Below are 12,865 nucleotides of genomic sequence, written 5' to 3'. Positions count from 1 at the left end.
CCAAATAGTCGATACATGACATGTCCTTTGCCTCTTTGTGGTCCCCTATTTTGCTCTGCATCATAGACAGTTCCATGACAGGTTCTACATTTAATTAACGGACTAGCTTCATCTCCTCTACTGTTATTTCTAGTTTATCTTGTAAATCGCATAAAAATGGTAGTATTTGACATAATAAAGCTAATCCCTTTCTTTTACCAAAAATAATAAATAAAAAAAGAAAGGCCTCCCATCAGTTTAGTAAACTGATGGGAGGCCTTCCTTTTTAAAATGGCGACTCCTACTCGGATCGTTCAAGTTTAGATGGTTTTCGTTGTCCATGATTCTACGTCCCAAATATCTGTTACTACGTCTTGGTAAAAATCAGGTTCATGAGAGATAAGGACTACGCTTCCCTTATACGATTTCAAAGCTCGTTTTAGCTCAGCTTTTGCATCTTTATCCAAATGGTTGGTTGGCTCATCAAAAACAAGGATATTGCTTTCTTGGTTAAGGAGTTTGCATAACCGGACTTTCGATTGCTCTCCACCACTTAATACGGATATTTTACTTTCAATATGTTTTCTAGTTAACCCACATCTCGCAAGAGCAGCGCGTACCTGTCCTTGGCTTAACTGAGGAAACGTATTCGATATTTCTTCGATGCACGTGTTTTGATTTTTCGTTTTCACTTCTTGTTCAAAATATCCAATATACTGATGTTCACCGCGTTCAAGTGAACCAGAAAGAGATCTTATTTCTCCGAGCATGCTACGAAGGAGTGTAGTCTTACCAATCCCATTTGCTCCAACTAAAGCTACTTTTTGTCCACGCTCTATATAAAGATTTAACGGCTTTGAAAGTGGCTCATCGTATCCAATGACAAATTCTTTCGTCTCAACAATTAATTTACCTGAGGTCCTTGCTTCTTTAAAGTTGAAATCAGGTTTTGGTCGTTCCTGTGCTATTTCAATAACATCCATTTTATCGAGTTTTTTCTGTCTCGACATGGCAAGGCTGCTGGTAGATGCCCTTGCCTTATTACGAGCTACAAAATCTTTTAAACTAGCAATTTCTGATTGTTGTCTCTTAAAGGCAGCTTCAACTTGTATTTTTTTAGCTTCATAGGCAATAAGGAAATGGTTGTAATCACCCACGTAGCGATTTAATTTCTGATTTTCTAAATGGTAGATCACATTTGCAACGCTATTAAGAAATGGAATATCATGAGAAATTAATAAAAAAGCGTTATCGTATTCTTGCAGGTAACGTCTTAACCACTCAATGTGTTGTTCGTCTAAATAGTTTGTAGGCTCATCTAAAAGAAGAATATCTGGTTTCTCAAGTAAAAGCTTAGCTAATAAAACCTTCGTTCGTTGCCCACCGCTTAAATCATTAACATCTTTTTCTAATCCTATACCATCAAGTCCAAGGCCACGTGCCACTTCGTCTACCTTAGAATCAATAATATAGAAATCATTATTTGTTAATATGTCCTGTAATGTCCCAACTTCCTCTAACAACTTTTCCATTTCTTCAGGTGTAACATCTGAAATCTTTTCATAAATGGTATTAATATTCGTTTCAACGTCAAAGAGATATTGAAAAGCCGTTTTTAATACGTCACGGATTGATATTCCCTTTTGTAAAACCGTATGTTGATCAAGATAACCGACTCGTTGGTGCTTTGACCACTCTATTTTTCCATCGTCAGGCTGAAGTTGCCCTGTAATGATATTCATAAACGTCGATTTACCTTCGCCATTTGCCCCAATTAAAGCTATATGTTCACCTTTTAACAAGCGGAAGGAAACATTATCAAAAATCGTACGATCGCCAAAACCATGGTTTAGGTCTGTAACCGTTAATACACTCATATATTTAACCTCATTTAAATTGCATTTTATTTTGTTTCGTTTAGTTTAGGAAATAATTATAAAATCTTTCATCTGATTTTTATAGTTCAATATTGAACTATAACATAGAAAATGGAATAGTCGTATGGAACAAATTTGGAAACAAAGGGACGGTTGTATAATAATCTTGTTAAATCCTTCAAAGGAGAATTTATATGAATCAGAAATAATTGGAAGAAAAAATCATCGAAAACTACCAAGGTCAAGAAAAGATGATGATCCTCGTCTTTTCGCAGTGGTGCACAATCATGATCTCGAACCTGAAGCAATCTATCTACGTGCCTATCCCAACCAAAGCGCGAACCTGGCATTGAGAGAAGCCATCAAATTAACCGTACCAAAAGATGAAGCCGGTGAAGTATCGGATGAAACCATTATGGGGGTATAATCCTTATTCGGAATGATGATCTTGCTTTTGTCGTGACAGAGGAAATACAAAAGAGGAAATATAAAAGAGGAAAAAATAAAGATAAAGACGAAATACGTTGTTTCAATATTGTTTTCGCATATACGGCTTGATGCCCTCTCTTAGCTGAGGCAGGGGTAAGTCTTTCACAAATAATGAAACGATTCTGGCACAAGGATGAAGACATGTTTATCTTCATGTGAAAAAAGAGATGAAAAAAGAGGCTTCCCAAAAGTTCAAAGAACTCATGGAAAACCTCTTTTTTAGACCTTATTCAGGAAAACATTACCATTTTTACTGAATTTCAAGGGGCGTTATTACATCATGCCGCCCATTCCGCCCATGTCAGGCATTCCCATTCCGCCAGCAGCGCCAGCAGGTTCTGGTTTGTCAGCAACAACTGCTTCAGTTGTTAAGAACATAGCAGCCACGGATCCAGCGTTTTGTAGAGCTGAACGAGTTACTTTAGTAGGATCGACGATACCCGCTTCGATCATGTTCACCCATTCTCCAGTAGCGGCATTGAAGCCAGTACCGATTGCTTCGCCTTTAAGGCGTTCTACGATTACAGATCCTTCAAGTCCAGCATTGTGAGCGATTTGGCGAATCGGCTCTTCGATTGCACGAAGAACGATTTTCACGCCTGTTGCTACGTCGCCTTCTGCTTCGATTTCTGCCACTTTATTGTATACGTTTAGAAGAGCTGTACCACCACCGGCTACGATTCCTTCTTCAACAGCAGCACGAGTAGAGTTCAATGCATCTTCAATACGAAGTTTACGTTCTTTAAGTTCTGTTTCAGTAGCTGCTCCGACTTTGATTACGGCTACTCCACCAGCTAATTTAGCAAGGCGTTCTTGTAGTTTTTCGCGGTCGAATTCAGAAGTTGTTTCTTCTAATTGAACACGGATTTGGTTTACACGAGCTTGAATTTGAGCTGTGTCTCCAGCACCTTCAACGATTGTTGTGTTCTCTTTTGTAACAACGACTTTAGAAGCGCGTCCTAAAGAATCGATTGTTGCAGATTTAAGGTCAAGGCCGATTTCTTCCGTGATCAATTCGCCGCCTGTTAGAGCTGCGATATCTTCAAGCATAGCTTTACGACGGTCACCGAATCCAGGAGCTTTGACTGCCACTGCATTGAATGTTCCACGAAGTTTGTTCACAACTAGAGTTGCAAGTGCTTCGCCTTCCACGTCTTCAGAAATCAACAATAGTGGTTTTCCTTGTTGTACAACTTGCTCAAGTACAGGAAGGATTTCTTGAAGGTTCGTGATTTTTTTATCGGTAATTAAGATGTATGGATTTTCAAGAATCGCTTCCATTTTATCTGAATCAGTTACCATGTAAGGAGACGCATATCCACGATCGAACTGCATACCTTCTACAACGTCCAATTCAGTTGTGAAACCTTTAGATTCTTCAATTGTGATAACGCCGTCGTTACCTACACGTTCCATAGCTTCTGCAATCAATTGTCCTACTTCTTCATCAGCTGAAGAGATAGCAGCAACTTGTGCAATCGATTCTTTGTTTTCAACAGGTTGAGAAATGGCTTTTAATTCTGCAATCGCAGTATTAACCGCTTTTTCCATCCCTTTACGGATACCCATTGGGTTAGCACCAGCTGTTACGTTCTTAAGACCTTCACGGATCATTGCTTGCGCAAGAACCGTTGCAGTAGTCGTTCCGTCACCAGCTACGTCATTTGTTTTGCTTGCTACTTCAGCAACCAATTTCGCACCCATGTTTTCGAAAGCATCTTCTAATTCGATTTCTTTAGCGATTGTTACACCGTCATTGGTAATAAGCGGTGAACCGAATTTTTTCTCCAGAACCACGTTACGTCCTTTTGGTCCAAGCGTTACTTTTACTGCATCTGCAAGAGCGTCAACGCCACGAAGCATTGAACGGCGAGCTTCTTCACTAAATTTAATTTCTTTAGCCATGTATAAGTACCTCCCTAATCATTTTAAGAAAAATTTTCGTTCAGTTAAGTATGATGTATAATTAGCCAATAATAGCTAAGATATCGCTTTCACGTAAGATTAAGTATTCATTATTTTCGTATTTAACTTCAGTACCAGCATATTTTGAGAAGATAATTAGATCGCCTTGGGCAACCTCTAAAGCAACACGTTCGCCATTTTCAAGGACACGGCCTGTACCAACCGCTACGACTTTACCTTCTTGTGGCTTTTCTTTTGCAGTATCAGGAAGAACAATACCGCTTGCCGTTTTTTCTTCAGATTGAACTAATTCAATAATAACGCGATCACCTAATGGTTTTAACAAGTGAAACAACCTCCTCATTTTCTCTTAAATCAATTGCCTGATTTATTAGCACTCATCAACACCGAGTGCTAACACATTTATAATATTAAATAAATTGAGCCCTTTTTGCAAGTATCTTGTTGAATTTTTTTTATTAATTTCTGATAAATTTCGGGTATACTACTCTAGGATAATGATTCCTAAAATGTTTTTTTGAAATGTACTCTTTTTATATACCTATAAGTGGTGTTATGGGCTGTTTTTTGATACCCTTTTTATATACGTTTATAGATTGTCCCCATGTCAGGACTCTAAAAAAATGGCGGACTTAATTAAAGGAGTTTTCATTTTTGAAAAAAGAATATTGGTTCGTCATCATTACTTACATTGCCATGCAATTATCGGGTATTGTCGGAATGCCGATTTTCACGGTGATCGGTTCTGCACTGGGCATACCAAGTGATGAGCTCGAAGTTAAATCGGCCGCTTACTGGATCGTCTTCAGTTTTCTTGCAGCACTAATAGTGATTCTATTCTTGTTGCGAAAAGATATGAAGGAAAATACTGAGCTTACACAGACTTCGGTTCCCGTGTCCTTCCTATGGGCAATAGCGGGTGTCTTCCTAGCCTTTTTCGCTCAAAATATAGCTGGGAACATCGAACAGATGCTTGGGGTGGAGACTGAATCTGAAAATACTCAAAATCTGGTTTCACTCATTTATAAAGTTCCGATGGTCATATTCGTTACCTCTGTGATCGGTCCTATTTTGGAAGAAATCATTTTCAGGAAAATTATTTTCGGATCGCTTTATAAACGCTTTAATTTCTTCATTTCGGCTTTACTCAGCTCGGTTATTTTCGGCTTGGCACACGGTGAACTCGAACATCTTCTTTTATATGCAGCAATGGGCTTCACTTTTGCCTTCCTATATGCCAAAACGGGCCGTATTCTCGTATCCATAGCCGCACATGTCGCTATGAATACCCTTGTTGTCATTATTCAGGTGGTATATAGAGAAGATATCGAGAAATTGTCAGATACTGCACAAGCCTTTATCGGAGGTTTATTATGAAACGTCAGTCACCTTTATTCATCGGAATCGTATACGCAGGCTTGGGCATTCTCTTTACAACGATTGCCGTCCAGACAGTCAATTCTTCCGGATGGGGATTTTTCGCCTATATCCTTGTATTGATTGCGACTCTTGACCTGGGATCTGGGATCCGTATGATTCTCATCCACTTTAAAATTAAGTCCATACAAAAGAATAACAAAAAATAAAAAACACGCTGCATAATCGCAGCGTGTTTTTATTCTTCTAGAACAGCTTCTTCTACTACAGGATAGTGCTTTAAAAAGTAGATCAGCGATTGAAGCTCAACCGCCAGATCAATATGATGAACCCTTATGGATGGGGGTACAGTCAGCCTGGCTGGAGTGAAATTCAGTATCCCTTTTATATCGGCCTGAACCAAACGATCGGTTATCGTCTGGGCCTCTTGGGCAGGGACCGTCAAAATCGCTACCGTAATATTGTTTTCCTGCAAAAGTGTGTCTATTTCGTTCATATGATAGATCGGCACATCAGCGATGGTCTTTCCGACCTTGTCTTCAGAAACTTCAAATGCCATTTCAATTTTTGTATTATTGTTTTTCATGAAATTGTAATTTAAAAAGGCAGTCCCTAAATTCCCCACTCCAATTAAGGCTACTTTCGTCAGTTCATCTTGATCCAATGTTTTTCTGAAGAAAGACAATAAATAATTGACATTATAGCCGTAGCCCTTCTTTCCAAGTGCTCCAAAGTAGGAAAAATCGCGGCGGATCGTTGCTGAATCTACCTTTACAGCTTCACTCAGCTCAGCTGAGGAAACTCTTTGTTTACCTGAGGAATGTAAGTTTTTTAAAAATCGATAATACAAGGGCAACCTTTTAGCCGTTGCTTGCGGTATCTTTGGGTCATGGTTCATTGTTCTTCCCCGCCTTTATACATGCTTTTAAAACGATTACATTTGATTTAGCTGCCTTTTGTAATCACTGCTGGACACGCCACCTGTTTTCTCCACTAAAAATGTAGGCCCGATAATCATTCCTTTATCCAGTGCCTTACACATGTCGTAAACCGTTAATGCGGTTGCAGATGCTGCTGTTAACGCTTCCATTTCAACACCTGTACTACCCTTTGTCTTAACCTGTGTTTCAATTTTAAGCCGGTACCCTTTTTCTTCTTTTTCCCAATCAAAAGCTATATTGACCCCTTGTAGGGAAATGGGGTGACACATCGGAATGATATTGGATGTATTTTTGCTGGCCATGATGCCTGCAACCTGTGCTACCGCCAATACATCACCTTTTTTCATTTGTTGATTCGTGATTTTTTCATATATTTCTTCGTTCAATAAGATGCTGGATTGAGCTGTTGCCGTCCGGATTGTCTCTGGCTTCGTGCTCACATCAACCATTTTGGCTCTGCCTTGTTCATTAAAATGCGTTAAATCGCTCATAAAATTACCCCTCCTAAATCATACACTATTATCCTACATTATGTAACAGCTTGTTTTTCACCTTTAAAACCAAAGCTGTTGCCGTTAAATACTATAATACGTTACACTAACAATAATCAATTGAGGTGAAATCCATGATTCTATTACAAATCAATCAACTATCGAAATATTATGGTGCTGAGCTAATCTTATCAAATATGAAGCTTGAAGTTCAAAATAAAGACCGGATTGCCCTAGTCGGTCGAAATGGAGCAGGAAAGTCGACCTTGCTAAAAATTATAGCCGGTCAAATTTCTCATGATGGTGGCGAAATCATCAAGCCAAAAGACATTACAATCGGTTATATGGCCCAGGATACTGGATTGGAATCCGAACTATCCATTTGGGACGAAATGCTGACTGTATTCGAAAAACTGATTGGACAAGAAAAAGAACTACGGCGACTCGAGGCTGCCATGGCCGACCCCGCAACATTTGAAGATGAAATACGTTACCAAAAGGTGTTAAGTGAATATGATGCCCTCCAGGTTACATTCAAAGAACAGGGCGGGTATCAATATGAAGCGGATATCCGCTCTGTCTTACATGGTCTCCAATTTGGAGATTTTGATCATTCCACTTTAATTTCCACATTGAGCGGTGGTCAAAAGACACGCCTTGCCTTGGGGAAATTACTTTTAAAGAAACCTGATATTTTAATACTGGATGAGCCTACAAACCATCTGGATATCGAGACACTCTCTTGGCTTGAACAATATTTGCAAAGCTATCAGGGTGCAGTACTTATTGTGTCCCATGATCGCTATTTTCTTGATAAAGTTGTCAATCAGGTCTATGAAATTTCAAGGAATAACATGAAAAAGTACTATGGAAATTACAGCTCCTACTTGGAAAGAAGAGCAGAAGACTATGAACGTGAAATGAAACAATTCGAGAAACAGCAAGGGGAAATAGAAAAACTGCGAGATTTTGTCCAACGTAATATAACGAGGGCATCGACGACCAAAAGAGCCCAAAGCCGTCGTAAACAGCTGGAAAAGATGGACGTATTGGACAAGCCTCAGGGTGATGAGAAATCCGCCAATTTTTCCTTTCAAATAGAAAAACAAAGTGGCAATGAAGTGCTTCATCTTCAAAACTTGGCCATCGGCTATGCGGGGGAAGCAGTGTCTCAAAACATTAACTCCCGGATGACAAAAGGCGAAAGCATTGCCCTCGTCGGACCGAATGGTGTCGGTAAATCTACATTATTGAAAACCGTCATTTCAAAGCTCCCTCCGATTTCCGGGGAATTTCGCTTTGGAACCAATGTCGAGGTCAGTTATTACGATCAAGAACAAGCCAATCTCATTTCTAATAAACGCGTCCTGAATGAACTATGGGATGATTACCCGACTAAACCGGAGAAAGATATCCGGACAGTGCTCGGCAATTTCCTTTTTAGCGGGGACGATGTGTTGAAAACCGTTTCAACTTTGAGCGGTGGGGAAAAGGCTCGCCTTGCTTTAGCGAAAATGATGATGGAAAAGGGAAACTTTTTGATTCTGGATGAACCGACTAACCATTTGGACCTGGAGAGTAAGTTAGTCCTTGAAAATGCTTTGATCGATTATCCTGGAACCATTCTTGTTGTCTCGCATGACCGTTACTTCATTAATCGAATCGCTACAAAAATCATAGAGCTATCCAAGGACGGCAATGAAGAATTCCTTGGGGATTATGATTACTATGTTGAGAAAAAACAAGAGCAAGCTGAAATTGAAGCCCTTGAACAACAGGGTAAGGCAAATACAGTAGAAATAAAGGTCGAAAAAACAAATTATAAACTGGATAAAGAAACGAAAAAAGCAGAACGGCAACGCAAACGTCGAATCGAAGAGATTGAATCGGCTATGGAATTGCTGGAAACAGAAATTACCGAGTATAATGAGCTTCTATGTGACCCAGCGGTTTTCCAAGACCATGAAAAAGTGATGGACATACAGACGAAACTGGACAAGGCACAAGAAACATTAGATCAGTATCTGGAAGAATGGGCCGAATTAGAAGAGTAAGATGAAGGCTGGGTCATGTGACTCAGTCTTTTTCTTATGAAGCAATAAGTTATCCACAGTCTTATGCACATAACAAGCACGACTGAATCAACATTATTTTAGTTTACCCACACTATCCACAAAAATTTATCCACTTATCCACAAAATTACTATTTATACACAGGTGTTTTGAATAGTGAAAAAATTTTATCCACAAAATAAGCATGATTTGTAAAAAACAGAAAAACAAGATACCAAAGTTCGGTATCCTGCCTTCATTAGAAAACTTCTATATCCAACCCAGGATTTCCGTTCAAATCTAGTCCTGAGCGTTTTCCCTTTTCAAACATGATGCTGCCTGCAGCACCGATCATCGCCGCGTTATCCGTACAAAGATGTAAGGGAGGAATGACCAGGTCCATTGACAAACCTGAAAAAGCATCCGTAAGAGCATTTCTGAGCCCTTTATTGGCAGCAACTCCTCCAGCAAGTAATACCTGTTTCACTTCATATTCCTTGGCAGCCTTGACGGCCTTCTTCACAAGAACCTCAATAACACTCGCCTGGAAGCTTGCCGCTAAGTCCTGCGGCTCAATATTTTCGCCACGTTGTTCTGCATTATGCAAGGTATTAATGACAGCTGATTTCAAGCCGCTGAAAGAAAAGTCATAGCTTCCTTCTTCTAACCAAGCCCTTGGCAGTTTCAAAGATGGTGTCCCCTCATGAGCAAGTCTATCGATATGTGGACCCCCAGGATACGGAAGCCCCAGTGTTCTTGCGACTTTATCGTAAGCCTCGCCTGCCGCGTCATCTCTTGTTTCCCCAATTACTTTAAAGGAACCAGGCTCAGTCAATAACACCAATTCGGTATGTCCACCTGATACGACTAAAGAAAGGGCAGGATACTGTATTTCTTGTACCAGTCTATTCGCATATATATGTCCTGCAATATGGTGCGTTCCCACAAGAGGGATTCCATGCGCGAAAGCAATGGCTTTGGCTGCATTAACACCTATTAACAAGGCTCCTACTAACCCTGGGCCTTCAGTGACAGCTATGGCATCCAAATCCTCATATGTCACACCAGCTTGAAGCAGGGCCTCCTCCAATACGATGGTGATCTGCTCAACATGATGACGAGACGCTATTTCCGGAACGACACCACCAAACCGTTTATGGCTTTCTATTTGTGAAGCCACAACATTGCTTACTATCTCTGTTCCATTCTTAATGACGGCTGCAGCTGTCTCATCGCAGCTCGTTTCAATACCCAATATCAATTGATCTTTTTTCATCTAAAATTCACCCACATAACATAAGCATCTTCTTGATTATCTGTATAATATCTTTTCCTTATTCCGCCCTTTTGAAAGCCCAGTTTTTCATAGAGGGAAATGGCTACAGCATTGCTGACCCGAACTTCTAGCGTCATCCGGACCACCCCCATGCTGATCGAGATTTCTATCATTTTTCTTAGCAGGGCTTCACCAAGCTTTTGCCCTCGATACTCGGGTAAAATGGCGATATTGGTAATATGCGATTCATCAATGACAATCCAGGCCCCGCAATAACCGGCAATTTTCCCCTCATCTTCAATAACCATATAAACAGCATATTCATTATGATTCAGTTCATTAAAGAAAGCTTCCCGGCTCCAAGGCAAAGTGAAGGACTGTTTTTCCACGTTCAAAACTTGCTCGATATCTTCCGTTTTCATCTTACGAAACGTCATTGTTTTGCTCATCATAATCGGTCGCTTTCCTTTTATTTTATTTACCCTGCTGTTCAAGCCACTTTGCTTCGGCTTCAGCCATACGAATATAGTTGGGAACGAAGTGGTGTATATCGACTTCATCCTTATTCAAACCAATAAAAGCAAGTTCGCTTGGTCTCGCATTATACAACTGTACAGGAGCAAAGACAGCTAAATCCCCCAGTACTTCTGTAATGGCCTCACGATGAATCTCCACGTCCTGGCCAACAAACAATACTGGTCGATTGTATTCCTTTACCTTCATCGCCCATTCAGAGCTTAGAATATTACAATCTTCCGTGACCGTTTTTAACGTGCCATGATCAAATTCATATAAACCTGTATATACCTGGCCACGTCTAGCATCGAACAATGGGGAAACCAAACCATCAAAATAACGGCCATTCGCTGCTAGCACTTCTAAACTAGAAACAGCGGATAATGGAACATTCAGTGTCCAGGCCAATGTTTTTGCTATCGTTACGCCAATTCTAACTCCTGTATAAGATCCAGGACCCTGAGCGACAACGATTTTCGTCAGCTCTTTAGGAGACGTATCACAGTCCTTCAATAAAGACTCGATTGCAGGCATCACCCGAACGGAATGGTTCTTCTTTAAATTCGTCGTGTACTCTCCGATCACTTGGGTACCATTTATTAAAGCAACCCCTAAAGTAAAGTTCGATGTATCTATCGCTAAAACCTTCATGAAATTATCTCCTTACATAACATAACATACCGTTCGCCATGAGCTTCCAAAACAAATCGGCGACTCGTATCACCAAGACGATAAATATTAATGGTCAGAATGTCCTCGGGGAGTTGGTCTTTTATTAAATGGGCCCATTCCACGACTGTCACACCATCGCCATCAAAATATTCATCAAAACCTAAATCCTCTTCTGACTCTCCTACCCGATATACATCCATATGATATAAGGGTAAGCGACCGTTGTATTCCTTTATAATCGTAAAGGTAGGGCTATTCACCGTACGTGAGACCCCTAATCCCTTAGCAAGACCTTTAGTAAATGCAGTTTTCCCTGCCCCTAAATCTCCCTCTAAAGCCAGTACATCGCCACTGCGAAGCCTCTTAGCCAATTCCTGCGCAAACTGTGCCGTCTCTTCCTCATTTTCAGAAATCCATTCGAAATGTTGCATATATCCGTCACCTTTATCATTCAATTAAGTAATTGATCCCCAGTTAAAAAAGGGCTAAATTCTACCTATAAAAAACGCATTCATTCACCATTGATTCAAAAAAGATTCTATATGTAGTGTACCTTGTTTCAAAAGAAGAAACAAATAAGTTATGGATATTATAAGATGAAAATCCGGTAAAACAAAAAAAACGAAACAAAGGTTTCGTTTTTTTCATGATTGCGGGGACAGGATTTGAACCTGCGACCTCCGGGTTATGAGCCCGACGAGCTACCGGACTGCTCTACCCCGCGACGGTATGAATGATACATTTATATAAAAAGTACAGCTTGGCGACGTCCTACTCTCACAGGGGGAAACCCCCAACTACCATTGGCGCTGAAGAGCTTAACTGCCGTGTTCGGAATGGGAACGGGTGTGACCTCTTCGCTATCGCCACCAAACATTATACTTTTTCTTTAAGACTTATATTATTATAATACAAATCGTTCTGATAAGCAAGGAATTTCTTTTCCTTTTTTAAAGAGATGGATTAATAAAACATAACATTAATTATAGTATGGCTTATTTCACAAAAAAATATTCAATTGATTCGTAAAAATAAAAAAACGAAACATCGTTTCGTTTTTTTCATGATTGCGGGGACAGGATTTGAACCTGCGACCTCCGGGTTATGAGCCCGACGAGCTACCGGACTGCTCTACCCCGCGACGGTATGAATGGTACATTTATTATAAAGTATAGCTTGGCGGCGTCCTACTCTCACAGGGGGAAACCCCCAACTACCATCGGCGCTGAAGAGCTTAACTGCCGTGTTCGGAATGGGAACGGGTGTGAC

The 12,865-nt window shown here is 40.2% G+C and carries 12 protein-coding genes, 2 tRNA genes, 2 rRNA genes and 1 pseudogene; 4 read left to right on the top strand and 13 right to left on the bottom strand.

Translation table 11 applies throughout. The features are described 5' to 3' along the window. Positions 1-299: 299 nt before the first annotated feature. A complete protein-coding gene (locus ACIQXU_RS18525; RefSeq protein ID WP_402991582.1) occupies positions 300-1,856 on the bottom strand; it encodes an ABC-F family ATP-binding cassette domain-containing protein in 1,557 nt (518 codons plus the stop codon). A 251-nt stretch (positions 1,857-2,107) separates the two neighbouring features. Between ACIQXU_RS18525 and ACIQXU_RS18520 the strand changes: the two are divergent. Continuing rightward, positions 2,108-2,414: pseudogene (locus ACIQXU_RS18520) on the top strand (hypothetical protein). A 204-nt stretch (positions 2,415-2,618) separates the two neighbouring features. Here ACIQXU_RS18520 and groL read toward each other — a convergent pair. Both groL and groES read right to left on the bottom strand, forming a co-directional pair. After that, a complete protein-coding gene (gene groL / locus ACIQXU_RS18515) occupies positions 2,619-4,250 on the bottom strand; it encodes a chaperonin GroEL (RefSeq protein WP_402875453.1) in 1,632 nt (543 codons plus the stop codon). 61 nt (positions 4,251-4,311) lie between these two features. Next, complete coding sequence (groES, locus tag ACIQXU_RS18510) at positions 4,312-4,596, bottom strand: co-chaperone GroES (RefSeq protein WP_402875451.1); 285 nt, start codon at positions 4,594-4,596, stop codon at positions 4,312-4,314. A 329-nt stretch (positions 4,597-4,925) separates the two neighbouring features. Between groES and ACIQXU_RS18505 the strand changes: the two genes are divergently transcribed. Continuing rightward, on the top strand, positions 4,926-5,648 hold the full coding sequence (locus ACIQXU_RS18505; protein ID WP_402991579.1) for a CPBP family intramembrane glutamic endopeptidase: 723 nt from the start codon (positions 4,926-4,928) through the stop codon (positions 5,646-5,648). Next, positions 5,645-5,857 (top strand): YdiK family protein, encoded by a 213-nt coding sequence (locus ACIQXU_RS18500; RefSeq protein ID WP_402875447.1) that lies wholly within the window; start codon positions 5,645-5,647, stop codon positions 5,855-5,857. Before ACIQXU_RS18505 ends, ACIQXU_RS18500 begins: the two co-directional genes overlap by 4 nt. A 29-nt stretch (positions 5,858-5,886) precedes the next feature. Here the strand turns inward: ACIQXU_RS18500 and ACIQXU_RS18495 are convergent, their stop codons facing one another. Together ACIQXU_RS18495 and moaC are read right to left on the bottom strand one after the other, a co-directional pair. Then, positions 5,887-6,546 (bottom strand): redox-sensing transcriptional repressor Rex, encoded by a 660-nt coding sequence (locus tag ACIQXU_RS18495; protein WP_402875445.1) that lies wholly within the window; start codon positions 6,544-6,546, stop codon positions 5,887-5,889. 36 nt (positions 6,547-6,582) lie between these two features. Then, positions 6,583-7,080 carry a cyclic pyranopterin monophosphate synthase MoaC gene (moaC, locus tag ACIQXU_RS18490; RefSeq protein WP_402875444.1) on the bottom strand — a complete coding sequence of 166 codons (498 nt, stop codon included), beginning with the start codon at positions 7,078-7,080 and terminating at the stop codon, positions 6,583-6,585. A gap of 134 nt (positions 7,081-7,214) precedes the next feature. Here moaC and ACIQXU_RS18485 point away from each other — a divergent pair, with 134 nt between their 5' ends. Further along, the gene (locus tag ACIQXU_RS18485; RefSeq protein ID WP_402991576.1) at positions 7,215-9,134 is read left to right on the top strand and encodes an ABC-F family ATP-binding cassette domain-containing protein; all 1,920 of its coding nucleotides are present in this window, start codon (positions 7,215-7,217) and stop codon (positions 9,132-9,134) included. 257 nt (positions 9,135-9,391) lie between these two features. Here ACIQXU_RS18485 and tsaD read toward each other — a convergent pair whose 3' ends face one another. The 8 genes from tsaD to rrf (ACIQXU_RS18445) form a co-directional block, all read right to left on the bottom strand. Continuing rightward, on the bottom strand, positions 9,392-10,408 hold the full coding sequence (gene tsaD / locus ACIQXU_RS18480) for a tRNA (adenosine(37)-N6)-threonylcarbamoyltransferase complex transferase subunit TsaD (RefSeq protein ID WP_402875442.1): 1,017 nt from the start codon (positions 10,406-10,408) through the stop codon (positions 9,392-9,394). Next, entirely contained in the window at positions 10,405-10,857 is a 453-nt protein-coding gene (gene rimI / locus ACIQXU_RS18475; RefSeq protein WP_402959490.1) for a ribosomal protein S18-alanine N-acetyltransferase, read from the bottom strand. The genes tsaD and rimI overlap by 4 nt, the downstream gene beginning before the upstream one ends. A gap of 25 nt (positions 10,858-10,882) precedes the next feature. Beyond that, entirely contained in the window at positions 10,883-11,575 is a 693-nt protein-coding gene (gene tsaB, locus ACIQXU_RS18470; protein ID WP_402959443.1) for a tRNA (adenosine(37)-N6)-threonylcarbamoyltransferase complex dimerization subunit type 1 TsaB, read from the bottom strand. Beyond that, positions 11,572-12,027, bottom strand: coding sequence for a tRNA (adenosine(37)-N6)-threonylcarbamoyltransferase complex ATPase subunit type 1 TsaE (tsaE, locus tag ACIQXU_RS18465; protein ID WP_402875439.1), 456 nt, complete (start codon positions 12,025-12,027; stop codon positions 11,572-11,574). The genes tsaB and tsaE overlap by 4 nt, the downstream gene beginning before the upstream one ends. A gap of 219 nt (positions 12,028-12,246) precedes the next feature. Further along, positions 12,247-12,320: transfer RNA gene (locus ACIQXU_RS18460), tRNA-Met, on the bottom strand. Between the two features lie 34 nt (positions 12,321-12,354). Then, positions 12,355-12,470 (bottom strand): 5S ribosomal RNA (gene rrf, locus ACIQXU_RS18455). Positions 12,471-12,663: 193 nt separating this feature from the next. Beyond that, positions 12,664-12,737 (bottom strand) — tRNA-Met (locus ACIQXU_RS18450). A 33-nt stretch (positions 12,738-12,770) separates the two neighbouring features. Next, positions 12,771-12,865: ribosomal RNA gene (rrf, locus tag ACIQXU_RS18445) — 5S ribosomal RNA — on the bottom strand; the annotation flags it as partial.

The sequence above is a fragment of the Peribacillus sp. NPDC097284 genome (genome assembly GCF_044761765.1).
Classification (GTDB): Bacteria; Bacillota; Bacilli; order Bacillales; family DSM-1321; genus Peribacillus.
This window is presented reverse-complemented; position numbering and strand designations above follow the sequence as displayed.